General features: G+C 47.9%; 24 protein-coding genes and 1 pseudogene. 11 read left to right on the top strand and 14 right to left on the bottom strand.

The window, feature by feature from the left end; genetic code table 11:
* The first annotated feature begins 5 nt into the window (after positions 1-5).
* On the top strand, positions 6-554 hold the full coding sequence (locus tag C0557_RS20205; RefSeq protein WP_208660529.1) for a recombinase family protein: 549 nt from the start codon (positions 6-8) through the stop codon (positions 552-554).
* Positions 555-675: 121 nt separating this feature from the next.
* Here C0557_RS20205 and C0557_RS20210 read toward each other — a convergent pair whose 3' ends face one another.
* From C0557_RS20210 to C0557_RS20235, 6 genes and pseudogenes are all read right to left on the bottom strand, one after another.
* Positions 676-1,173, bottom strand: a complete 498-nt coding sequence (locus C0557_RS20210; RefSeq protein ID WP_208660531.1) for a hypothetical protein — start codon at positions 1,171-1,173, stop codon at positions 676-678.
* 349 nt (positions 1,174-1,522) lie between these two features.
* Positions 1,523-1,693, bottom strand: a pseudogene (locus C0557_RS20215) (IS30 family transposase); the annotation flags it as partial.
* Between the two features lie 276 nt (positions 1,694-1,969).
* Positions 1,970-2,149, bottom strand: coding sequence for an AlpA family transcriptional regulator (locus C0557_RS20220; RefSeq protein WP_208660532.1), 180 nt, complete (start codon positions 2,147-2,149; stop codon positions 1,970-1,972).
* On the bottom strand, positions 2,146-3,699 hold the full coding sequence (locus C0557_RS20225; protein ID WP_208660534.1) for a methyl-accepting chemotaxis protein: 1,554 nt from the start codon (positions 3,697-3,699) through the stop codon (positions 2,146-2,148). The genes C0557_RS20220 and C0557_RS20225 overlap by 4 nt, the downstream gene beginning before the upstream one ends.
* Before the next feature lie 596 nt (positions 3,700-4,295).
* The gene (locus tag C0557_RS20230) at positions 4,296-5,639 is read right to left on the bottom strand and encodes a carbohydrate porin (RefSeq protein WP_208660536.1); all 1,344 of its coding nucleotides are present in this window, start codon (positions 5,637-5,639) and stop codon (positions 4,296-4,298) included.
* A gap of 171 nt (positions 5,640-5,810) precedes the next feature.
* Positions 5,811-7,208: an MFS transporter gene (locus C0557_RS20235; protein ID WP_208660538.1), complete on the bottom strand. Its 1,398-nt coding sequence runs from the start codon at positions 7,206-7,208 to the stop codon at positions 5,811-5,813.
* Between the two features lie 481 nt (positions 7,209-7,689).
* Here C0557_RS20235 and C0557_RS20240 point away from each other — a divergent pair, with 481 nt between their 5' ends.
* The 6 genes from C0557_RS20240 to mprA all read left to right on the top strand — a co-directional run bounded on the left by C0557_RS20240 (position 7,690) and on the right by mprA (position 14,712).
* Entirely contained in the window at positions 7,690-8,721 is a 1,032-nt protein-coding gene (locus C0557_RS20240) for a LacI family DNA-binding transcriptional regulator (RefSeq protein WP_149288313.1), read from the top strand.
* Positions 8,722-8,965: 244 nt separating this feature from the next.
* Positions 8,966-9,901: a dihydrodipicolinate synthase family protein gene (locus tag C0557_RS20245; protein ID WP_035888497.1), complete on the top strand. Its 936-nt coding sequence runs from the start codon at positions 8,966-8,968 to the stop codon at positions 9,899-9,901.
* Positions 9,902-10,130: 229 nt separating this feature from the next.
* A complete protein-coding gene (locus C0557_RS20250; protein WP_035888498.1) occupies positions 10,131-11,525 on the top strand; it encodes an MFS transporter in 1,395 nt (464 codons plus the stop codon).
* Between the two features lie 85 nt (positions 11,526-11,610).
* A complete protein-coding gene (locus C0557_RS20255; RefSeq protein ID WP_208660540.1) occupies positions 11,611-12,492 on the top strand; it encodes a fumarylacetoacetate hydrolase family protein in 882 nt (293 codons plus the stop codon).
* Between the two features lie 96 nt (positions 12,493-12,588).
* Positions 12,589-13,875 (top strand): anaerobic C4-dicarboxylate transporter family protein, encoded by a 1,287-nt coding sequence (locus tag C0557_RS20260; protein ID WP_208660542.1) that lies wholly within the window; start codon positions 12,589-12,591, stop codon positions 13,873-13,875.
* Between the two features lie 333 nt (positions 13,876-14,208).
* A complete protein-coding gene (mprA, locus tag C0557_RS20265) occupies positions 14,209-14,712 on the top strand; it encodes a transcriptional repressor MprA (protein ID WP_208660544.1) in 504 nt (167 codons plus the stop codon).
* An 801-nt stretch (positions 14,713-15,513) separates the two neighbouring features.
* On the opposite strand, the gene C0557_RS20270 is transcribed toward mprA, so the two are convergent.
* The 8 genes from C0557_RS20270 to C0557_RS20305 form a co-directional block, all read right to left on the bottom strand.
* Positions 15,514-17,193: a DUF927 domain-containing protein gene (locus tag C0557_RS20270; RefSeq protein WP_256371269.1), complete on the bottom strand. Its 1,680-nt coding sequence runs from the start codon at positions 17,191-17,193 to the stop codon at positions 15,514-15,516.
* Between the two features lie 140 nt (positions 17,194-17,333).
* The gene (locus C0557_RS20275; RefSeq protein WP_208660548.1) at positions 17,334-18,179 is read right to left on the bottom strand and encodes a hypothetical protein; all 846 of its coding nucleotides are present in this window, start codon (positions 18,177-18,179) and stop codon (positions 17,334-17,336) included.
* Between the two features lie 114 nt (positions 18,180-18,293).
* Positions 18,294-18,476: an AlpA family transcriptional regulator gene (locus tag C0557_RS20280; protein ID WP_208660550.1), complete on the bottom strand. Its 183-nt coding sequence runs from the start codon at positions 18,474-18,476 to the stop codon at positions 18,294-18,296.
* A gap of 825 nt (positions 18,477-19,301) precedes the next feature.
* On the bottom strand, positions 19,302-20,225 hold the full coding sequence (locus tag C0557_RS20285; RefSeq protein WP_208660552.1) for a site-specific integrase: 924 nt from the start codon (positions 20,223-20,225) through the stop codon (positions 19,302-19,304).
* A 42-nt stretch (positions 20,226-20,267) separates the two neighbouring features.
* A complete protein-coding gene (gene radC, locus C0557_RS20290; protein WP_035889866.1) occupies positions 20,268-20,711 on the bottom strand; it encodes a DNA repair protein RadC in 444 nt (147 codons plus the stop codon).
* Positions 20,698-21,249 carry a hypothetical protein gene (locus tag C0557_RS20295; RefSeq protein WP_208660553.1) on the bottom strand — a complete coding sequence of 184 codons (552 nt, stop codon included), beginning with the start codon at positions 21,247-21,249 and terminating at the stop codon, positions 20,698-20,700. The genes radC and C0557_RS20295 overlap by 14 nt, the downstream gene beginning before the upstream one ends.
* A gap of 85 nt (positions 21,250-21,334) precedes the next feature.
* Entirely contained in the window at positions 21,335-21,760 is a 426-nt protein-coding gene (locus C0557_RS20300; protein ID WP_208660555.1) for a DUF2787 family protein, read from the bottom strand.
* 382 nt (positions 21,761-22,142) lie between these two features.
* Positions 22,143-22,544: a hypothetical protein gene (locus C0557_RS20305; protein ID WP_208660557.1), complete on the bottom strand. Its 402-nt coding sequence runs from the start codon at positions 22,542-22,544 to the stop codon at positions 22,143-22,145.
* Positions 22,545-22,665: 121 nt separating this feature from the next.
* Between C0557_RS20305 and C0557_RS20310 the strand changes: the two genes are divergently transcribed.
* The 4 genes from C0557_RS20310 to C0557_RS20325 all read left to right on the top strand — a co-directional run bounded on the left by C0557_RS20310 (position 22,666) and on the right by C0557_RS20325 (position 24,375).
* Positions 22,666-22,938 (top strand): helix-turn-helix transcriptional regulator, encoded by a 273-nt coding sequence (locus tag C0557_RS20310; protein ID WP_208660559.1) that lies wholly within the window; start codon positions 22,666-22,668, stop codon positions 22,936-22,938.
* Positions 22,935-23,456: a hypothetical protein gene (locus C0557_RS20315; RefSeq protein WP_208660561.1), complete on the top strand. Its 522-nt coding sequence runs from the start codon at positions 22,935-22,937 to the stop codon at positions 23,454-23,456. Before C0557_RS20310 ends, C0557_RS20315 begins: the two co-directional genes overlap by 4 nt.
* A 13-nt stretch (positions 23,457-23,469) precedes the next feature.
* Complete coding sequence (locus tag C0557_RS20320; protein WP_208660563.1) at positions 23,470-23,838, top strand: hypothetical protein; 369 nt, start codon at positions 23,470-23,472, stop codon at positions 23,836-23,838.
* A 66-nt stretch (positions 23,839-23,904) separates the two neighbouring features.
* Positions 23,905-24,375 (top strand): hypothetical protein, encoded by a 471-nt coding sequence (locus C0557_RS20325; RefSeq protein ID WP_253073752.1) that lies wholly within the window; start codon positions 23,905-23,907, stop codon positions 24,373-24,375.
* The last annotated feature ends 122 nt before the right edge of the window (positions 24,376-24,497 follow it).

The raw sequence follows: 24,497 nt of genomic DNA on the forward strand, positions 1-24,497 counted from the left end.
ACTCTATGTCAGGCTTTTTTGCCTACTGCCGGGTATCCACTCTGGAGCAGACCACTGAAAACCAGCATCGGGAAATTGAAGCTGCCGGTTTCAGCATCAAACCCCGGCGACTGATTGAGGAGCAAATCAGCGGTTCGGTGGCCGCCAGCGAGCGCCCCATTTTTTCCCGGTTGCTTGACCGCATGGGAAATGGCGACGTACTGATTGTCACCAAACTGGATCGCCTGGGACGCGATGCAATGGATGTGAGAAAGATAGTGGAGCAACTGGCTGCTTCAGATATCCGGGTTCATTGTCTGGCATTGGGCGGTGTTGACCTCACCAGCCCGGCAGGAAAGATAACCATGCAGGTGATCTCAGCAGTAGCGGAGTTTGAACGGGATCTGTTACTGGAACGAACTCACTCAGGCATCGTTCGCGCCAGAGCTGCCGGTAAACGCTTTGGGCGTCCGCCTGTACTGAATGCAGGACAAAAACAGGCAGTACTTGAACGAATTAAGTCAGGGGCAAGTATAAGTGCCATTGCGCGGGAGTTCTGCACGACACAATCCTGAGGGTCAAAGCAACACAACAAAAATCTACTGTTTAAATATTAGTTGAAAAGGCCGCTGAGAAAATATCTTACACAGCGGCCTCGCAGGCATCATGTATCATGATACGCGACACGATTAGCGGTCAGGCGAGTGCTTCGATTGCACCAAAGAAAATTTCTTCGGTAAGCAACTTCGCATGGTGAATCGGCATATGCTCAATCTTAATCATCCAGCCTTCTTCCGGCTGATTTTTAATATTCATATACAACTTAAATGTTGTCTTACTTGGTGCCCGGTAGGGGTTAGTAATAATGAGCGACACACAACCGAGACCCGCACCATAAAGACACTCGGCTTTCAGTTCAGCGACTTTTTCCCCGTTTTTTAAGTTGACCTGAGGTGTTTTGTAGGTGCCATCTGTACCGTTTCCGGGAAACTGTTTGACGGAATCATCATTCAGCAATGTTTCTGTCCGCGTTATCTCAATGCCGGAACCCTGAAGCCATTGCGTTATTTGTTCTGCCAGTTCAGACAGTCTGGAGCGAAATAGGGTTATATCCTGCCTTACGCGCTCTGCATGTTCCTCACCTGAATTTCTGTTTTCTTTAACCTTTTTAAAAAAATCGTCTTTTGCTGACATGTATATGTCTCCGACTGTGCTGTGTAAAATTATTATGATGTTACGCTCTATATTACGCGCGGCAAGATCCTGAAAATGACTGTTTCATCTTGCTTACTGTGTCCAGGCGATCGTTCGGGGATAAAGCGAAACTGAGAACCGCTGATGTAGTGCAGTTAAGGTGTTATATGTTAAACAGAGTCCATTTTCGGGCGATTTTGGCCGGATTAGAGGTTTTTTTTGGGGAATTGTGAAAATTCCTAAAAACTGTAATCTTCCGGCAACGTTATGTGAAAATGGGCCGGACACATACGTAAAGCATACGTCAGAGCGCCATCACCGTATGCTGCCATCAGAACCGCAACCGGCAGCGGCGGGCAGGGGGACAGTATCCACCAGTCTGGTGGATAGTGGGCATAACAGAGGAATGATATCTGTCGCACATTCTGGCGGTAGCATGCAGGGAATCACCTTGCTTATATCTGTCCTGGATAATCGCTTTCTGTTCAGCCGCGTAGTGAATACGCGTTCTTCGTTTCATGGCAACATCCCCTTCGATTAAGGATTACGTTGTATCGACGCGCTGAACTCACCGCGAAAAGCGGACGTCGAAATCATTTTTCAGACTGTCCACGCGTTTACTGTCGTACGTCTTTTTCGCTTTTTTCATTGTCGACTCCCGGCTTGTTTAAGCCAGCAACGGGCAATAGCAGTCCCCCCGGTATATACGGGATCTCACTGCTATTACCTCTGATTATTTAGTTACCACTTATATTCGGTGGGTTGGGGACTATATGAGGCTTATAGATGCGCTAATTTATTTCACGCGTTCACGGTTGCTTATCCAGTTGTCGATTTCAGAAGAGAGCCAGCCAACGGCGCAACCTTCCTGACCAGTCAGCTCTATACCCGTGGGGAACAGACCTCTTTCAATCAGGCGGTACAGAGATGCGTTCGAGAGCCCGATGCGTTGCAGTACTGAATCCTCTGGTATCACTGTTTCACAGGGAAAATGGTAAAAGCAGAAACCAGTTTACTAAGTGAAACAGCCTGCTCTTTCAGTGATAATGAGGAAGCCGACGCCTCTTCAACAAGTGCCGCATTCTGCTGTGTGGCCTCGTCCATTTGATTCACAGCAATATGAATCTGACTGATACCCTGAGACTGTTCCCGGGCAGCAATGGCAATCTCATCAACCAGATCGTTGACCTGTCGAGCAGCGTCATTCATACGGATTATATTCTGCCCGACACTTTCAGCCTGCTCAGAACCGATTTGTATAAATGAAAGTGAGGACTCTATCAGTTCCCTGATTTCCCGGGCAGAAGAAGATGAGCGCTGCGCAAGATTACGTACCTCACCAGCTACCACGGCAAAACCGCGTCCCTGTTCACCGGCGCGTGCAGCCTCAACGGCTGCGTTAAGGGCAAGGATATTCGTCTGGAAAGCAATCCCTTCAATGAGTGTGATGATACTGGTTATTTTTGACGAGCTTTCACGAATATCGCTCATGGTAGCCAGCATCGTGCGTATTTGAGCCGTACTGTCTTCCGTGATTTCGTGTGCATTTTTTGCCAGCAGGCCGGCCTGACGAGTATTCTCTGCTGTCTGGCGTACGGTTTCACTCAGTTCAGACATGCTGGCAGCAGTCTGTTCGAGAGAGGATGCCTGCGCCTCTGTTCGGGAGGATAATTCCTCGTTTCCGGTAGAAATCTGAGCCGATGTAGTACCGACTGACTGAGCCGAAGCCCCCACCGCTACCAGCGAGACAGACACTTTTTCAATGAGATGATTGAACGCGGAGGCTGTCAGGCCTATTTCGTCATAACGCAGAACATCAGCCCGTAATGTCAGATCAAGATTCTCGCTGGCAGTTTCCATCGTATGGCGCATGCCGTTCAGTTGCTTTCTGATAAGCAGAATAGTCCGGAGTGTAAAAAAGCCCAGTAGCAGAATAATTGCGGCGGATACGCTAATCAAAACACTACGGGTCTGGTGATAAATTCGATCGTTATACTTTCTGTAATCTGCGGCAACTTTCAGATTCAGTTGCCGCAGCCCGTCGTATGTGGCCTGTAAATCGAGTATGGATGCACCTATACCATCGCTGCCCTGAAGAGCTGCCATTGCGATCGCATTGCTGTGCGCACGTGAAGCAGCAAGATATTCTGGAAGGCGGGAGCGAATTTCTTTGAGTATACGAAATGCATTTTCAGTCAGCGCTTTGTCTTCTTTACTGACAACATAATTCTTCTCATAACGACTGTTCAGGTCATTCAGGAGGTTGAGTCTGCCATCAATAGTGTTTTCAATTGATGAAAGCCCGCCAACGCCTCCTGCATTGTAATGCCGATATAACCAGATAGTAAGACCTTTACTATTGGCTATCAGCTCATCCAGAGCAATAATTGAAGGCACTGATTTTTCCTGAACATACTGAAACCGGCTCTGAAAACCGGACAGCACAACCCCCATAACTATTACTAGTGCTACCAGCGACGCTGACAGCAAAGAAAATGTGAGTAAAAGCCGCTGTGTGACTGTCATTAAAAAGTTCCTCTGGAAAATAGAGTTAAATTTAATATTCGGCTGATTATTCGTTACCGGCACCAGCCTGCCCGTGGATATTTTTAATTGGTAACTGATTGCAACTTTGTTTTTAAGTGAAGATAAGACATATCACTTACAAAGTAATGCTAACCTGCCCCTTACAAACCACGCATTTCTTATCACGTCACCATTTCTAACAGCACCAGCATGTATTCCATATCACGTAACAAGTTAGCTGTGCTTATTTTTTAAAATATTGAGCGCTTACAACCTTGAAAGAAAAGCTTTGATAATCGCACATGCCAGATCAACATCCGTAGCCAGCGGCGTAGAATCTGAATGACCTGACCAGCTAATTTTCAGAGCATAGTTGAATATATTTACCCTGTCGCGTAAAAATGATATTCAGCCAACATCTTCGCAGTGTCAATGAGCAGACATTACTTATATTTTGGTGTTAAAAAGAGCATTCTGATTAAATGCCAGAGGAAATCAAAGAATAAACCATACATCTCCAGAAAAGAGTGATTAAGGAGCAGACTAATAAGTTACATCTGCTCCTCTATGGCGGTATCGAAAATCCTTAGTTCCTTTTAAAACCGCAAAAGTATCTGACTCCCCAGAACCCAGGCATTTTTGATTTCTTTATCTCCACCGGGATGAATAAGCAACTGGACATTCGGACGGAGCGTAAACCACGGCGTCAACCCCAGGCTGTAATGCAATTCTGCGGCATACTCAGCACTGCGGACAGGGGTCCAGGCTGGGTTATCCGCGTCATCAATTCCTTTTTTCTCATTGAGTAATCTGGCTCGTTCAGCAACTTTACTGTTAACATGCATTTTGCTTAACCCCAGCCCAATGAAATCCTGGGGACGTTTGTCAAACAGACCTTTATAGACAGCGCCAAGCTGCGTCTGGTAATCCATTGTTGCGGTATCGCGATCATTAAAGGCAAGATGCCAGAAAAGTGAAAGTCCGCGCTGTCTGTCGCCCCCCTGAGTCGTGACCTGCTGCTGCATATAGAGCCAGCCACCATAACGGCCATCATGAACGCGTGGGGCATGTTTACTTAATACGTAGTCATTGCCCTCGCTGTCTTTCAGGACATCATTGGCATCAGCGGTATTGCGCCAGACACCTATTTTCCACGTTCCCGGAAGTTTATTTTGCCCAAATTCAGGCGTAAAACCCAGTTCAGCTAAATACATACTTCCGGTCCGCCCCGTATTATCAAGCTGAAAACTTCCGTTACGGGTCGCATAACTGGGGTTGTACATAAATGCCCCCGCCTGCAGGTACACCTGCGATGTCATATTGTAGCGAACCCGTGTTCCCCATTGCCCCACAGGTGTGTTATACCAGACGCCGGAACCGTGTCCGGCAAGGGAACCACATAATGCCAGATTCTGAAAGTAGCAACCGTTATTATCAAAATCCTCACCCACTGGCATGAGCCCCAGCTTGATATCCAGCGCTTTATTCCACCATGACTGGCGATACCAGAACTGAGTTGCATGCCATGTCTGCCCACGGCCATAGTTACTGTTCACCGTCGAGCCAATAGTTGGTGCCCGGGGATCCTGAATCCGATCAACGGTTAAATCCCTGCCATTACGGTCAATCAGCGACATTTTAAATTCGCCATCCTGAATACCGAGTATTTTTTCCAGGTTAAAATCAGCGCCTACGATATATTGGTCACTGTAGCGAACAGTTTTATTCCGGTTATACCCTCCGGAAATATTTGACGTGACCATAGAGCCATATTCCAGCGTAAAATCATAACCCTTGTTTTTTAAGTCGGTTCGTAGGCCGCCCCAGTCACCGGTCATATATTTACCGTCACTGGAAAAGGGTTGTTCGCTGGCGTGCAGCATGAAAGGGAAGAATAAGATAGCCAGCCAGTGTACTGCAACCTGTTCTGAAGATTTCATATCATACACCCTCAGTATTTGCCCGGAAGTATATTCAGGTCAGACAACAGAAAAACACAAAGTGCCGACCTTATTCAGGGCGAATACAGAATATAAATAATGTTAATAGTAAATTCGGATATTAAAATGAGAGAGAAATAACCGGGCCAGCATCGGCAGACCCGGACCAGGCTAAGGGGATAATTCTTCCAGTGATTTTCCTTTAGTCTCAACCGCAAACAACCAGGTTACCAGCCCACCGATAAGGGCAATAACGGCAAAGGCGATAAAAACAAACCGCACGCCAAAACCGGACATGATAAACCCGACGAGTAAAGGCCCGATGGATGAGCCAGCCCGTAGCCAGGCACTGGAGAAAGCCGTTCCAATTGCGCGTAAGCGGGTCGGGTACAGCTCTGCAGAATAAAGATAAAGTGAAAAAGCGACTGTCTGTAATATGGCATAGGTCATACTACCGAGAATTAATATTTCAACAGCGGATTTTGCGCCTAACGTACACAACGTAATTAAGGGAATAATCGCCAGCATAAATGCCCAGGTGTACCAGCGTTTGCGCCCCACTTTATCGATGAGCAATGCACAGATGACAGAAGCGACAACGCCACACGACGAAGTAAGCCATCCGTAAGCCAGACTGGTTTCCAGAGGCAGATGGAACCAGGTTTTATACAGTGTCGGGAACCAGGTAATCATGCCGTTATTGACGGTATATACCGTCAGCCAGAGTCCCCAGAGCATAAAGGTTCTGGGTTTATACATCTCCGAGAAAAGTTCCTTAACCCCTCCAGCCGAGGCCGATTGCGCAATAATTGGTTTGATAATCGGTTCCGCCAGTGTCATTCCCCGACGCACAGCCTCGGCTTCAAACGTAGCGACGACTTTTTCAGCTTCCTGCTGACGCCCTTTTGATGTCAGCCAGCGGGGGGATTCCGGCATTAACCAGCGCAAAGGGACTGTAATTGCAGAAGGAATAAGGCCAATAAGAAACATGACCTTCCAGCCGTACAAGGGCACAAGGAAATATCCGACAAGCCCGGCAAACATCATCCCTATCGGGAAAATGACTTCGTAGAGCAGAAAGAAACGCCCGCGTTTTTTCGCACCGACAAATTCATTGATATAGGCGCTGGCGACAGGCACTTCCGCACCAATACCCAGCCCCTGCAGGAAGCGAATGACCAGAATTGACCAGCCGTTCCATGCAAACAGGCAGGCTGCATCCATCACCACAAACATAATGATGGTGATCCTCAGCACACCAATGCGGCCAATCTTCTCTGCCAGGGAACCAAAAAAGAGCGCACCGCAGAGCTGTCCCACATAACTGGCGGCAATAATGAGCCCAACAAATGTCGGCGTCAGCCCCCATTCCTGGGTGAGTTGCGGTAACGCGAAAGCAATCGCGATAATGGTATAAGCATCAAAGAAGGTTGAGAGGCCGACCACCACCCGGATCGCAAGCAATCGTCGGGTTATAGGGAGCCTCTCAAGTCTCGCAAGCAACGTTGCTGCTTGTGCCTCAGAGTGACCGGTTACAACACGTTCGGAGGTAATAACCTGAGTTGACATAGTGTTACCCTGTTGAATGTTTTATCGGGGCATACACGCAAGACCACGAATCACCACAGCACGCATACTGTTGATATTCACTTGCGGTCATTAATTATGTTTTTAAATGATACAAAAATAGCTTAGAATGAAAACGTTTCTGCAAACGATTTCACGCGAATAATCGTTGTCTCAATGACAAATGAAGTCAATCATGCAGAATGAGCAATTGATAAGCGGCTCACACTCCAGGTCAGGGAAGCGGAAAAAAATGTGACCGACGTTCGAAAGTCAAAAAACACAGGTTCAGGCACTGAGCACCAGGATGGTTGCCCGTCCGAAATCACCATAAACTGCGTCAGTTCAGGCTGTTGCAGAATAGTCACTGACCATTTCTTGGCTGCGCGGGGAAATTGGCTGTATTTTTTCTCGGGTCGTGACAGACGTGACGGGTTTGTTGCAGACAGTGCCTTTCTGGCAATAACACTATCTGGGGCTGAATATGGATCGGGAAAGCGAAAGTAAGGACCAGGGAGAGAAAAAGTTGATAACCATGCGTGATGTGGCGCAGGCCGCAGGCGTCAGTGTGTCAACCGTCTCACGGATACTGGATGAAAGACTTCCGGTATCCCGAAGCGAGTCGGCCGAAAAAGTACGCCAGATCGCCCGCGAAATGGGTTACCGGCGCGATTATGTCGCCTCCAGCCTGCGCCGCGGTGGCACGGGCACGCTCGGCGTGCTGGTGCCCCGGCTGACGGATGCAGTGACCGCAATGCTGTTTGAAGAAATCGCCAAAGCGGCTGCCAGACGTGGTTATTTTGCCGTGGTGGCCACCTGTGGCGACAGCCAGCAACAGGAGCGAATTTCCGTTGAATCCCTGCTGGACAGACGCGTTGATGGCCTGATTATGTCTACCTGTCGGTTGGATGACCCGCTCCCCCAGGAGCTTCGTGAGCGGGATGTTCCCCATGTACTGGTATTACGTACCGATGGCATCAGTTTGTCTTCGGTCGGTGATGACGAACTGGGGGGGTATCTGGCGACCCGACATCTGATTGATTTAGGGCATAAAGATATCGGTCTGATTGCCGGGCCCGATTTTGCGTCAAATGCGATAAACCGGCGTAAGGGATTTGAACGGGCGATGAAAGAAGCCGACCTGGATATCAAATCAGCATGGTGTTGCTCTTCTGATTTTAATATCCAGGCCGGTGAAGAAACGGGGATGAAGATACTGAGCATGTCGCCGCGCCCCACGGCTATTTTTGCCGTCAATGATGAAATCGCTATCGGCGTTGTTGCCGCAGCGCATCACCTTGGGATTACTATCGGCCAGGATCTCTCTCTGGTTGGTTATAACGATATCCCGCTGGTAAGCCGGCTTCCGGTATCTCTGACCTCTGTGCGCTCGCCGCTGGAGCACATAGCCAGTAATGCTGTTGATATGTTGATTAATGGTGATGACACCCCAACTCTGCGTACCGTTATACCCACACTCATCCCTCGCAAGTCCACCTGTGCGCCACAAAAATAACTGCTCCTGATGATTGCTGCCCCTGCATGGGGTAGCGGTCTGAATTTGCGATCCCGATCGCTCTCCTCCCGTTTTTATCCTCTGGTTTTGTGATTCCTGCTGCATTTGTAACCTTCCGTCAGTTGACTTACTTATTTCTCAGGTTCAAATTTAATCACGTGAAAACGATTGCAGAAACGATTTCACGATCGTTTCAGACATTTATAACCAATGTAAAAATCTGTTTACCATCAAGGATATAATTATGATTAACATCGATCTCAGAGGTTTAACTCCGGCTCCGGTTACTCCCTTCAACCGCGATGGCAGCATCGATTTTGATGCTATCCAGCGCCTGGGCAGTTGGCTGGGCAGCATTGATGGCGTGAAAGGTCTTGTCGTACTGGGCCACGCAGGAGAAGGGACATTTCTGACCCAGGATGAACAGGCTGCCGTTATTCGCGCCTTTGTGAAATCCGTTGACGGCAAATTGCCTATCATTGCAGGTATCACTGGCGAAGGGACTGAGGTCGCCGCACTGGAAGCTAAACGCGCTGTAGAAGCGGGTGCTTCTGCAGGCCTGCTTTATCCATCACATGGCTGGCTGCGTTTCGGCTATCAGGATGGTGCTCCGCAGGATCGTTATCGCGTAGTTTACGAAGAAAGCGGCCTGCCGCTAATTCTGTTCCAGTATCCGGATGTGACAAAAGCGACATATAACCTGAAAACGCTGCTTGATATCTCTGCTCAGCCGGGTGTATTCGCAATGAAAAACGGTGTACGTAATATGCGCCGCTGGGATACCGAAATTCCGGTCATCCGCCGCGAACGTCCGGATTTACAGATCCTCAGCTGCCACGATGAATACCTGCTGCATACCGCTTTTGACATTGATGGTTTCCTGGTGGGTTACGGCAACATTGCTCCTGAACCCCTCATTGAGATGATCAACGCCGGTAAAGCAGGTGACTATAAAAAAGCCCGCGAAGTCCATGACCGTCTGTTGCCTGTGACCAAAAGCGTCTACCATCGCGGCTCACATATGGAAGGCACTGTTGCACTGAAGCATGCCCTGGTAGCGCGCGGTATTCTGGAGCACGCGACAGTTCGCTCCCCATTGCTGCCGCTGGAACACGGTGCCGAAGACGAAATCCATGCCGCAATGCGAGCTGCCGAGCTGGGACGTGTAGCCAGCAAATAAAAAACGGCTATGAACACGACGTCATCATTCACCATGAGGATGCTGTGTTCATAACTAAAGGCCATCACCGGGGTATTTCGCTCTCTGTCTGCCACCTTTTTTCAGGAATGGATGGGGTGGCAACTTTTACTGGAATACCGGCTTCAATATAAAAAATCAGACGACACTCTGTATATCCGGGAAAAAACAGACAGCACTGTTTTTTTCCGGTCATTCAGGAAGGTAAACCATGTCTACACTGGTCTTGAATACCAGTCGCTCTGTCGCCGATACTGCGACAAGCTCTGACGAACTGGTTGCACGCATAGAACGCATCCCTGTTACCCGAAAACTCGTATTTATCCGTATCGTTACCGGTATCTCAACGTTCTTCGACTCCTATACCGTCCTGGCTATCGCATTTGCGATGCCGGAACTGATCAGTGACTGGAGTCTGACACCCTTTTTTGTCGGTATGATTATTGCCGCGAGTTATGCCGGACAATTAGTCGGGGCCATTTTTTTTGGTTCACTGGCAGAAAAAATAGGGCGGCTGGGTGTACTGAAGATCACCATCATTATGTTTGTCGCCATGAGTGCGGCATGTTTATTTGCCTGGAGTGGATGGTCCCTGCTGATTATTCGCTTCCTGCAGGGAATCGGCATTGGTGCGGAAGTACCTGTCGCCAGCGCCTATATCAACGAGTTTATTGGTTCCCAAAAGCGCGGACGTTTTTTCCTGCTCTACGAAGTGATTTTCCCGGTCGGGCTGATGTTCGCGGGCATTATTGGTTATTTTCTGGTTCCTTTGTACGGCTGGAAAGCCATGTTCTGGGTGGGGCTCATTCCCCCGATGATTGCGGCGCCCTTACGCTGGCTGATGCCGGAATCCCCCCGCTGGCTTATTGGAAAAGGACGTCTTGAGGAAGCTTCACTGATCGTCAGCAATCTCGAAAATGAAGTTATCAGCCGTGGCGGCACGCTGGATGAGCCGGTTATCCGCAAGTTTCAACAAGCCTCCGCACATAAAAAAGGCTGGCGTGAATTATTTTCGGGCATATATCTGAAAAGGACACTGATGCTCTGGGGGCTGTGGGTCAGTGCCTACCTGGTCAACAATGGCATGATCACCTGGTTACCCACACTGTACCGCAGTGCGTTTCATCTCTCGATCCCGCGCAGCCTTGCTTATGGCTGGGTGACATCAGCTGCTGGCGTAGCCGCTTCACTGGCCTGCGCATTACTCATTGATAAAACAGGAAGAAAGCACTGGTACAGCTCTGCCTTCTTTCTTTGTGCCTTGTCACTCCTGATCCTCGGACTCAGTGGGGCCAGTACCGCAACACAGGTACTCATTTTTGCCAGTATCGCCTATGCGATTATGCAGACCATCACGTTCTCTTTGTACCTTTATTCTGCCGAGCTGTATCCCACACGCCTGAGGGCCATCGGGACCGGATTTGGCAGTGCCTGGCTTCGGGCAGGCTCTTCACTGGGAACACTTCTTGTGGGGCTCATTGTGGCTGGCTCGGGCGTTCAGTATGTGTTCTTTTTATTTTCAGTTGTCGCCCTGATCGGTTGTGGCATTACCGTGATGTTCGGTATTGAAACCCGGGGTGCAATCCTTGAGGAACTGTCCCCTTAGTATTTTCACAGTGAAACTGAATAATAAGGAAAACCTCCTTCCTTATACCGTGAAAACAGGTATTAACCTTTAAGCAAGGTGCATCATGAAATTACTGAGTTTTATTGCTAACGGCCGTGAAAAATATGGTCTGGCGGTACAGGATGGAATTATTGATTTACAACCTTTCTTTCCTCAGCACTCCGACTTGCGTTCCTTTTTATCCAGCATAAATCAACTGGATAACCGGACATTCATCGGAAAAAAAACAGACTATCGTTTTGATGAAGTCACTTTTTTACCTGTCATTACGTATCCTAATAAAATAATTTGTGCGGGAATGAATTACAGTGAAAAACGAGCCGAATTTAATGAAGTGGATCCAGACCCGACCCTCTTTATTCGCTTTGCTGATTCCCAGACAGGACATCTTTGTGGGTTAAGAAAGCCTTCCCGCAGCAACGAATTTGATTACGAGGGCGAACTTGCATTGATCATCGGGCGTCATGGCTCCCACATTCCGAAGGAAGATGCTTACAGATACATTGCCGGATACAGCTGTTATATGGATGGTTCGGTAAGAGACTGGCAACACACCTGGTTTACTGCCGGAAAAAACTGGCCGGCAACAGGGGGTTTTGGTCCCTGGCTGGTAACACCGGATGAAATACCCGATCCCCAGGATCTGGCGATCATTACCCGACTCAATGGCCGGGAGGTGCAGCGCGATAATACCCGCAGCATGATCCATCCAATAGATGAACTGATTGCCTATATCAGCACCTTTAGTGCGTTGTCTCCGGGTGACGTCATCCTGACGGGCTCACCTGGCGGTGTTGGTAAAAAGCGAACACCACCTCTGTTCATGCAGCCGGGCGATGTCGTTGAGGTGGAGATCTCTCATATCGGCAACCTTATAAATCCAGTCATCAGTGATGAAAGTGACGAGCAATACTCCGGGCTCACAGCTTTTTCGCGTGTTTCCTGACGGCTATTGAGACAGAGCTACCTGCGTAGGTGTAAGTGACTCAATGGTGCCTTAGACGACGCGCAGATATTGGCCATAAAAATGGAGGACAATGTAATGATCCTGGTGCAATTTCTTATCGTGCTTGTCTTTCTTTTTTTTGGGATGCGGATCGGCGGTATTGGCGTGGGATTTGCCGGTGGCGCTGGCGTTATGGTGTTAAGTGCTCTGGGAGCAACGCCTGGTGAGCTGCCGATGCTGGTCATCGTCTTTATTATGGTCGTGATAGTCGCCATCGCGGCCATGCAGGAAGCTGGTGGTATCGAATATCTGGTGAACCTGACAGAGCGTATGCTCAGACGCTATCCACGCTTATTAATCATTACAGCCCCTATTTCCACATGGTTGTTGACGATGATGGCCAGTACGGGTCAGGTTTCTTTTGCCTGTATGCCCGTCATTGTCGGTGTTGCCAAAGAAAATCAGATCCGCCCCACCCGGGTACTGTCAATCTCCGTAGCGGCATCACTTTTGGGTATTGTGGCTTCACCCATTTCGGCCGCCGTTATTTTCTTTTCCGGTATTCTGGAAAAAAACCATCAGGGCTGGGGTTATATTGAATTGATTGCTGTCTCCATCCCCTCAACATTTTTGGCTTTATTATGCACATCCGTTTTTTATCTCATATGGGATCGACTGCGTCAGAATGACCGGCTTGAATCTCCCGGCAATTATCAATCTTCCCGCTCTGCAGAAATTCGTAAAGGAGCAAGACTTTCCGTGTTTTTCTTCATCACTGGTCTGGTCATCGTTCTGGTATATGCCATTGTGGTTAGCCCCAAACTGGGACTGATCGCACATCCTGTTCTGGATAGTGGACAGGCCCGGATTTCAGTCATGATGGCCGTCGCGCTCTGTATTACGGCATTTTGTCAGGTCAATGTGGACAAAATACCAGCAACAACGGTTTTCAAAACCGGTATGACTTCCTGTATCTGTATTCTTGGTGTGGCATGGCTGGGCTCGACATTTATGGACAGCAATCAGGTCTGGTTACAACATTTTGCCTCAGAGTGGTTGTTGGACTCACCAGTACTGATGGCGGTGATAATTATGCTTGCTTCTTCGTTTTTATATTCACAGGCTGCCGCCACAAAAATTTTGTTCCCGGTGGCACTGGCATTAGGTGTGGCCCCAGCGACACTGGTGGCCTGTTTTCCGGCAACCGCAACATTATTCATTCTGCCAAATTATCCGACATTGCTTGCTGCTGTAACGATGGACGACACTGGCTCTACACGTCTGGGTACCCGTATCATTGATCATCCTTTTTTACTGCCAGGACTTATTGCGACAATATTATCTATATTATTCGCCGCAGGATTATCATGGCTTATTAACTGAATAACTTATCGAATTAATGGAAGAAATTGCTAATCGATATACCAGGGGAAACATCCGCCAATAACGCAGGAAAAATTACCCGGGGTATTTTAGATAAGACGCCCCATAAACATCCAATAAAATAAGAGTAAGAATGTGTTTATATGTAGATTACAGCATCCAAAGATATTAGATATCCAACACACAAAAATGGCATTCAGGAAACACGAATGCCCGGCATTATCCATGCCCATTTTTCTTACAACTTTCAGTTAATACCTGGCGGTTAATAATGAAATCACATGAATCATTCCGCAGGATGTCTCTTTAAAAAATCACCAAGGATAAACAACTGTGGATAATTCATTTACTCCGCTGGATAGACTTTTGAAGTTGCGTGAAGCGATGGATCAGGATTTTCCTTATAAGGAAATCCTCCTGACCCGGCTGTGCATTCATATGCAGGAGAAGCTACACGAAAAGCGTAATAAAACGTTGATGTCGGATGGTCTTAATGAGGAGCTGTTTATGGCACTGATAATCATTGAAAGTCAGGGAAATTACGCATTACAGCCTTCAGAGCTCAGTGATGCGTTGGGTGTGACCCGTACCAGGGTCACACGTATCGTCGATGTTCTGGAAAAACGCGGCTGGACGGAACGTAAACAGGACGGAACCGATCGCCGTTGCATTCATTTATGTCTGACAAATAAAGGACTCTCATTTCTTGGTGATTTATTACCACCACAGTATCACAAGTTAAAAAAATTCTGGTCGGCACTCAGCAACGAAGAAAAAGAACAGTATGAAAAGATCACACGTAAACTTATTACACAACTTGATGAGGAAACGCAATAATGTTGAAATCACCACCGAGTCTGTGATCATAGAAATCAACATCATATCGCGTTCAACTCTGACACTGCCGAAATAACCTGCCTGCGAATAACCAGCAGGATAAATCCTGGGCGTTCGCTTGCAGCAATCAACCCGCAGATATAGCCAAGTGTGTGAACGATACCGTGGTGGATTTCCCGAAAGTATAATACTTTACAAAAAAGAACACCGTGTTCTTGATGATCTCCTCCCTGAAAAAAGGGTGTGGAACTAATACGAGTATACTTACACTGTCTTCACTGCGAGACGTAACATCCGCGCATCTTCCTGTACCGGCAACTCCTTCAATGGTCCGGTGAAAATTCGTTCTGATGAGTACTATATTGAACGGGGCATTTTCCATCGAGCATCTTATGCGGACGTACCTCATTAAACTCCTGACGCCAGCTACCCAGCCAGACCTGCTACTCCTCAACAAAGGGTGAACATTGGGTGCCTTTTAAATGCGTCCTTCATAGTCCGGTGCGTTCGCTCATGTCGGAAGATCTCTAAAAGTGAATGGTTCGTTTTAGCGGGATACTTACATTACCCCGTTGATGGGTGGTGGAAATACCTAGCTGCACAGGATCGCTATGCTAATCGGGTTAGATATAGTTTATTAGTTAGTATTGATGTTCCTGATGAAAATATTGACATTTACAATGAGGTTGAAAATATAGTAAATATTGAAAATCAGATTGATATTGAAATTTAATATTTGAACAGGAGATGGTTTGACAAAGAAATAATGAGGGCAGCATAAAAATACCACCCTCATTGTTCTTATTCTACTAATAGCTGAAACAAGCCACTTTCGCGGAGACAATACCGACGACCGACTGATTTACCTTTATAAGTAATTGCACGTGTAGACTTTGGTTTATTGCTCTCAGAAATTAGCACTCCTGAATTTTCAAGTACATTAAGAACCATATTACTATCATATCCATGCACTATGTTTAGTTTCAGAAACTCACCATCAATGGCAAGTACATTTTCACCGTTAACCTGTGTTGATAGCACAGGTTCATTTTTTAACTTTGAAGTATATATTTTACACTCATGCAGTTTTATCACCTTATTTTTAAGTGCCTGCTTAAATGTATTATTAAAAAACGCATTCAGTTCTAGTGATTGTTGCGCCCCTGTTGCCTTACGATAGCAACTGGAGATCCCGCTCATTACATCCGACACAGTGAACGGGAGAATCCCAAGTTTAACTGCAAGTACACCGCTGGCATACAGTAACGCAAAACGTGTTGCAATGCGTTTTTCAATGCCATTAAGGCCAGAAATATTATGATATATCAGGAAATCATCCATGTATTTTTTTAACTGCTTTTTAATATATTTAGTTCCTTTCGCCAGCATCTTCTCTACAAACTCCGACCCGGCTACCCCATAGTGCTTGCGGCAGGCAGATTTAATATTCTCAGCATACTCGCTGGGTGTTAAACCGTCTGGTACAGTTTCAAAAATCCCCATATTGCTTTCACAGTCAACGGGGATGTCAATAAAACGTACTTTTTCCCCATTATTACGCTGTATTTTACCGTTAGCAGCCTGCTCATTAAGCCCCAGTTCACCATTACTTAACACATTCAGGCGCCATATTGCTTTACGGAGTTGATAAAAGCTTGAGCGTTGTTTCCCTCCTTCTGCTCCCAGCATATAGACAATCTTCTGCATCTTTTGTGCCGCATCTTTCCCGCTTTTATCCAGTAGCGATACTTCATCAAGGATAAGAAGCCCGTGATTTCGGGACTCTGCAAGTTCTTCTAACGCAGCCTCCGTGATATTCCAGTCACTAATATAATCCTTACTACCGTATATTGACGCTGCAACCAGAAGTGCGGTGCTTTTCCCTTTAGAACTTTCCCCGAAAAGGTGAAAGCCGCCAGTTTCAACATCAGTAAAATAAATGCAATACCCTGCAAAAGCACTGCATATTGCCAACATGATATAGGGGCTATTCAGGGAAGATGAAGCAATCTGTGTTTGCCAGTCTGAAAGGATACCCTTATTACTTTTACCTTTATAAAAAGCTTTAGACTCAGGATATGGCATCGGAGCTATTCCATCATGTTTCCCCTGTATTTTTCCATTATGGGTCAGATAACACAACTTCTTATTTATATGAACATATCCCGGACGCTCACACAGCTTAACTCTTTCTTCCGGAGTTTTTTTGAGAGGTGCTATGATTTTCTTAATCGCTTTGTCAGACGCAGAAAATTGAAGCCCCTGATCAATAAGTTGAGCGTATACTTTACGTGGCTCAAGAAAATCGGAAGAAAGGATAAGCATCTTCCTGAACTTACCCACATTGCAATCATAAAATTCAATTAAACGGTATGAACGCTGATTCGCTGGCTTTTCAGATAACGCCCGCAGTTCGACCAATGGTTTTTTACTTTTCATTTCATTCTCCTGACTGGATTTTTTATTCAGGTGACAAATCACCAAATCACTCAAATCACCAATTACGTGATACTAGTTTTCATGGCATTAAGTGGTGGTGGGGGAAACTAATCAGTGTTCCCCCCACATATGCTCAACTCATGCTCCCGATGCGTCTAACCAGCGAGTTAATGGTATCAACTTCATATCTTCTTCCGCATAGCCTGGACATTTACCCCAAGCGTGAGTTGTCCATCGCTCATGCGATCAAGCTTCACAAGTGATTTTGCAAACACTCGTTCATCGCGTATACGCCCGGGTTTACGGCGTTTCTTCACCACATCTTTTTCGTTACGAAACCATACGTGCTCCATCCACATTCCTGATATGCAGTAACTCAATGCCCGAACGGGATCATCAATGCGACCCACCTTTAAAGGACGATTCTTGCGTCCATCCCGTGCGTGCAGATTCTTGTCCCTCAGCATGTACTGACGTAGCTGCTCAATTTTTTCTGGCTCATTGGGAACCAATAAATGGAAATGTGGCATCCAGTGGCTTACGTCTGGATCGTGGGTATAGTTGTGGTAGTCCATTTCGAAGCCGCCAATAACTGGCCCACTGAACCCGATACGGGAAAAAGCCTTGCGCACGCGTTCTTTCAGGGCATCAAAAACCCACCCAAATAGTTTATTATTCGGTAACATCTCAACGTAAAAAATAAGCGTTGCCGCAACATACTCATCCTGATTTTCCTTAATATAAGGCAGCCATATACGTATATAATTAATCCGACGAATACGCTGGCATAAGTTACAGGCCATACTTCCGCAAGGTGATTCTGGTGTGCATCCTTCAATCTTCTGGGCCAGTGACAGATATTTAATACCTTTATCTGAAGACCCTAATTTCATCCCCACCTTATATAGAGTATCGACACGTATTTTATTCTCCCCAATGCTGTCATCAATACTTTCGAATTTAGGCATATGCTTCTTAATCTCCTTCACGAACTTTTTTAGTTCATCAGACTCTTGTAGTTTCTTCATGCTTATCCCCTTATTGTGATATTAGTCCAGATGGATATGTGCATTTTGGGCACAAATATCCCCATCAGAATTACTCTGATATATTTAGCGAAATAAGTTATCTTGTTGAATTAGTTATTCGGCGCGATGGCGACTTTCAATCCAGTCATTTACCTCATGCTCATAGAACCCTATGGCGCGGCTGGACAATTGTACCTGCCGGGGGAATTTCCCCTCTGAGATTAGTCGGTATAAAGTAGCTCGACTTATTGCACACTTATATAACACCTCTTTTATTCTTATTATCTGGTAGTTCATATTTAATTCCCCTTTCTCATCACAGTTAGACCTGACAAGGGAGAATTATCCAGATGTGTTTTTCCTATTTTTTTAGTCGGGAAGTTAGAGATCTTGATATCCGAATGCACGCAATCGTTTGCTTAAGCAGAGGCAAAAAACACTGAGGATTCAAACAGGTATATTAAGTGAAAATTAATTGATATAAATCACAAAAAAGACATCCTAAGCGCTCCTGAGCCCTATTGGAACCTGTATGTCACGCATGAGATAGGTTCAAAATCGGAATAAAATACTGCAATTCATATGAATGGAGGGCTGGTCATGAATTCTTTATCCATAATGGCTAAATTAGGCAGTGATACACACTCAAAACTGGCAATTCTTTTGCAGCAAAATCATCTCTTATCCAGCGATAAGATACCTAAAAGTGGGGCAATTATCGACGCAACGATCAGTTACTGCATTGAGCTTGCCTACAACGCCCTAATGGAGCGAGTAGGCACAGATGGGATGCCAAATTGTATTCTCCCGCCCGAAACGAAAAAAGCCGAGAGGTTGTATGCCATTTATCAGCGAGCCAGAACCCTAAAAGATGGGGGGATGAAATTGACCGGAGTTGCAGCCTGTATGACCCAAGAGCGATATCCAACGGCAGATGACCTGTACGCGTCTAGTGCTATAAAACATATGAAAGTCACTCGGTGGACAGCAAATGATGTTAAATACGTACTAAATACAGATGAACTCAACTCACTTATGAGGGTACTGAATGGGAGGCGGCAGAGGAAACCGTCCCGGAAATGCGAGAGTACAACCAGTTGATTCGGATCTTTCCGGACTTATTCAGAACCTCAATGCTGACGAAGCGTGGGTCAGTGTCGCTGCTGAACGCCGATCATAGAGCGCAGTCGTGCTGATATCACTGTGTCCGGCAAGCTGGCGCACGATGTTCAGATCAACGCCCTGTTCCAGTAACCGGGTGATAAACGTGCGTCGCAGATCATGGGGCGTGAACGGACTGAGTTGTGCGGATTCCTGTAGCTGACGCAGTATGCCCGTCAGTCCGGCGGTGGTGAGTGGCTGGCCTGTCACGCTCCCGCTGCGGTGAATGCGACAGAACAGGCTGGCGTGGTCAGCGCTGACCTTTATCCATGCCACCAGCGCTCTGCCAACGACCGGGGCCACCACGACAACCCGTTTTTTGCGTCCCTTGCCCTGCCGGATGGTCAGTGTCCGGGTGGCAACGTCATAATCGCGGCTCTCCAGCGTCACCAGTTCCCCTGCCCGCAGCCCGGCTCCGCACAACGTCAACAGTATCGCCCGGTCCCGTTTCTGGCGGGCTTTGTGGGGATGGACCATTGTCGTATCCAGTAACAGCCTGACCTCTTCCCTGCTCAGGGCGCGCCCCACCGCTTCACTGTCACCCCGGACGCCTTTAACTGCTTTCATACGCGCCAGCGCGTCCGCATCCATCTGCCCGAGATTAAATGCCGTCTGCGCCACGCCTTTCAGTGCCGCCAGTACCATATTGACTGTCGCCACGGCATAGCCCTGCTCCGCCAGCGTGGCGCGGAGAGTTGCCACATGGACATAACGCAGCGCTGACCAGTCATAGCTGTCTGCAGTGGCGTTGTGCCGGAGTATGGCGGCGCTGAGGTTCAGCAGGGAGCGCATACTGCGCCGTCCGGTCGGGGCCAGCCCGTCCAGCCAGACGCTGGCGGGGTTGATGGCGGTGTGTGATGATACTTTTTTATGTTGCTGCGGCATACAGCCTCCATTAATGCACATTAACTAAAGTCAGCGTGTGCCCTACAGCAGCCCGCGCTCCGCCATCGAGACCGTATGGTCCCCGGCGACAATGAAGTGGTCCGGGATACGGACATCAATCAGCGCCATCGCCTGCTGTAAGCGCCGGGTCAGCGCAATATCCGCCTCACTGGCTTCCGTATGTCCTGACGGGTGGTTGTGAACCAGAATCACGGCGGCGGCGTTGTGTTGCAGCGCCAGTTTCACCACTTCGCGGGGGTAAACGGCGGTCTGGTTCAGCGTGCCGTAAAACAGCTCTCGCCACAGCAGTACCCGGTTGCGGTTATCCAGCAGCAGTACGCCAAACACCTCCTGCTCGCGCAATGCCAGTGTGAACAGCAGAAAGTCGCGTACTTCATCCGGGGATGTCAGTGTCCTGCCTCGTCTGACGGTGGCGCTGAGCAGCTTCCGCGCCTGTTCAATCAGCAAACGCTCACCCGTGGTCATGGTCTGATGCTCCCCGTTCGATGAAGTAGATGGCCTGACGATAAAGCTGATGTTTGCCGCGCTCCCCGCGCAGGGACCAGCGGCTGTGATGAATGCGTCTGTAGGTGTGGCTGTCGAAAAAGTACAGCCACTCGCTGTCCATATGGCTGACCACGGTCCAGTGGTACTGGTCTCCCAGCAGCACCACCCTGTCGGGGCGCTGGTCGAGCCACTTCTGGCACTGCGTGAGGATATGGCGGGTGCTGAGTTTCGGGATATCCGTGAAGGGCTTACTGAATGTGAAGGGCCAGCGTTGCTGGCAGCGGGTCCGGAGGAAGCCCAGCAGCGCGTCAAGCTGGTCAGGTTCGGTGCCGGTGGTGAGGCAGACGGTAATGTCATATTCCTGGCTGAACCAGTGCACCATTGCCCGGAACAGGGGCTTTCGTCTGAGGCGCGGGTGGAGCCAGCTCAGGGCATTCACCACACTGTACAACCCGCAAAGGGTGTCGAGGTCTCCCTGCACGGCAGGCCGCAGGGTGTTACTGTCTTGCTGTTTCATATACTGAGCCATTTATTGTTGATGGTTAACGGCCCATGACGTCATGAGTACTTTTATTACTGCGCGCGTGGTCTGACTGCTGTGATTACGAGCGTTCCTGCTGGACGGTGACCGTGTAAATCTTCATCCGGCAGTAGCGGATAAAGTTGCGCTGCCACAGCTCAAACAGCGCCCCGCCTTCTTCTGTGTCCGTGTCACCCATCAAGTAATGCCATATGTAGCGCTGGCTCCAGCAGACATCGAATTCCTTCTCCAGCTCCGGCCACGGGTGGCCCATATAGCTGAAATCGGTCACGTAGTCGAAATACCAGCCATCAGCATAATGCGTGAGACGGATTTCCACCGGGTGGAAGCCACCGGATTCTGCGGAGTATTTCGGGTCACGGAAATTCAGGGTAACGGCAGGAGGAATAAGCGGTGACGGGGGTAAGTATTCAGTTATTATTTTTATAAAGGCCCGGCTGACGGGTAAGTGCAGCCCTGACTGATGAACAGTCATATTCTCTTTCATGATGAACTCCGTTTATTGATGACGGATATATGGTACCGGATGATGCATATTTACGTTGAAAAATGCTCGCCTTTTGTATGGCAATATTTTCTGACTGAGCTGCCATGATAGCTACAGAAATAACGTCATTTCCCGGCCGATAAATATATACAACCGTTATTCATTCTGTAATGACTTACTGATAGTGATGAATCGTGGACATCAGCAATCCTCCCGAAAAAAGGATAATAAGGACAGTGGGTAATATATGGCGTCATGCCATGAATGCTGACACACACAAAACATACGCGTGTCAGCACAGTCAGTATAGCAAAATGGCATACGCAAAGCAATGCCATTTTGAAAATAAAGTGTTTATATTCAGTACCTTATGCTGAGATGGCTATTTTTGCGTGGCGGATGGCTTCCCCTGCCCGAGGTCTTCTGCCACCTGCTCCAGCGCCAGTTTCAGCATCCGGTCGCGTGAAGCCGGGGACATGGTACGGAACAGCTGTATCCACAGACTGAGTTTGTCATCAGACGGCAGCTTTACGGCCTCCCTTTCACTTTTCAGGGCCATCCCTGCCGCACTGATATGATAGACAAACCCTTTCCCGTGCGTGCGTTTGCGTCTGATTTCAGGATGCAGTTCAGCCAGCTTTTCCAGACGCAGGCGTACCCCCTTCGCCGTGCCGGGCATCCCTTCCATATTGGCTTCGACGAACTGTTGGGCCGTCAGCCAGTCGTTATCGTCTTCACTTCCGGTACGCGCCCTTCCGGAAGGTTTTTGTACATCGTTGACCATAAAATATTTCACCAGATATCAGAGAGTTATAAGAAAGCTCATCAAATTCATAAAAAGGAACTTGATAACTACCTTTTATTCCCTTTTAATATCTACGTACTAAGTATGTGGAATGACTACCATGACTAACTCATCAGCTTCGCAGAAAAAACGAAGTAAGGGAAGTGCGCAGGACTGGCACCGGGCTGACATCGTGGCCGCCCTGCACAAGCGCGGCATCACGCTGGCCGGGTTGTCCCGTGCCCACGGACTCGCTGCACGAACCCTCAGCAATGCCATGGAGCGTCACTATCCACGGGCAGAACGGCTGATAGCACAGGCGCTGGATATGCGCCCGCAGGACATCTGGCCGCAGCGTTACCGGAACAAAAAAACAGACGGGGAAAAGGAATGAGTGTAAGCGTCAGCGAGGTGGTGAACAGTTTCAGTTATCTCTATGCATCGCTGTGGCGAAAGGAATTCACCAAAACATTGCGCCCCGGCGAATACAGCGAAAGAGAACTCTTACCCCTGCTCAGATTCTACCTTTTAGGCTGGTTCGGGGATAAGGTTTCGCCAGAGGTTCGGGGGATATTACCGGGTGCCCTGCGGGGTTCCGGGCGGGTGGATTTTTTGATTGGTGACGTGGCGGTGGAGTTTGCTGTCAGACGACGATATGAGCGGGCCTGCACACTGCGTCCGGAATATCAGGCAACAGAAGTCAAAAAACTGCTGAAATACGACGGGAAAGGGGTTCTGATACTTTTCGACTTATCATATTCTCCGCTGACGCTTTCTGTTATCAGGGAGTACAGGTCTTTACCTGCTATGGGGAATCACATCAAAACCTCGTTTCATGTCGCCTATTTTTACCGTAACGAAAACGGCGGAACAGACCACATTCGCCGCCACGTGCGTATATTCAGAAAATAAAGCGGGGCTGACAATGAATACCATGCAGTTCGAAGGGCAATGCGTTTTTAACGAAGGTGATTCTTTCATATTTAATACATTCCGCATCACTGAACGCGGAGACATTCTGGTTGAGATATCCGGTGACAGTATTACTGACCGTTACTCACTGAGCTGTCGGCTGCAAAAAGAAAACGGCAGATACAGTGGTTGTGGGGTAATTGAATATTCAGGAAATAAAAGTATACGGACAGACACGGTCTTTATGTCGATACAGGAATGTGACATATCGTTCAGTGACGATATCTGCATGATTAAACGAGGCCAGTGGGAATTAAATACCCCGGACGGAAGTGAGATATATTATTTCAGCGGCGAACTTGAGCGGATAATGGCTGACTGATACCGGTAAAAATCGCAACAGGAACACATTACCGTACATACTGAGATACTGTTTACAGGGGAATATATGAAGGTCCTTATCCCGGCTGTTCTTTTTGTTTCCACGGCTGTATCAGCAAAATGTTTAAATCATGACCCGGCATTTCCGGGTTCCTATCTCGGGGGGATGCAAAACACGATGGTTGTGGCCCCGACTGAAAGCGGGTATGTGGGGATGCCGATGACAGATTATGTCTGTAGCCAGTATTATATACTCAACAACCCGGTTGTTCGCATCAATGTGCGTGGCGGAAATACCAGACTGCGTAATCAGGTAGTAACCATCGATATCATGGGCAGGTATATGAATTCAGGAAACCCTGCTTTTATCAGACTCGCGCGCATCAGTCCGACACAATTTCAGCCATTACAGAGTGACAGTGAGAATTTCACACCGGCCTCTGACCTAGAGAGAGTGAAGGAGCTGGTTTCTGACCTGCAGGCATCCGGGTACAGTTACGTGGATTCCACATTTATGAATCCCGGCAACACCTGGTAATCTGCTCTGCATTATCATGCCAGAAATCATATCCGTCACTGTAAGTACAGGATTATGCGCGTAATTCTGTAATGATGATATTTTATTGCTTTAGCCGTGAACGGATTCATTCGCTCATTAAA

This window comes from Kosakonia sp. MUSA4 (genome assembly GCF_013085925.1).
Classification (GTDB): domain Bacteria; phylum Pseudomonadota; class Gammaproteobacteria; order Enterobacterales; family Enterobacteriaceae; genus Kosakonia; species Kosakonia sacchari_B.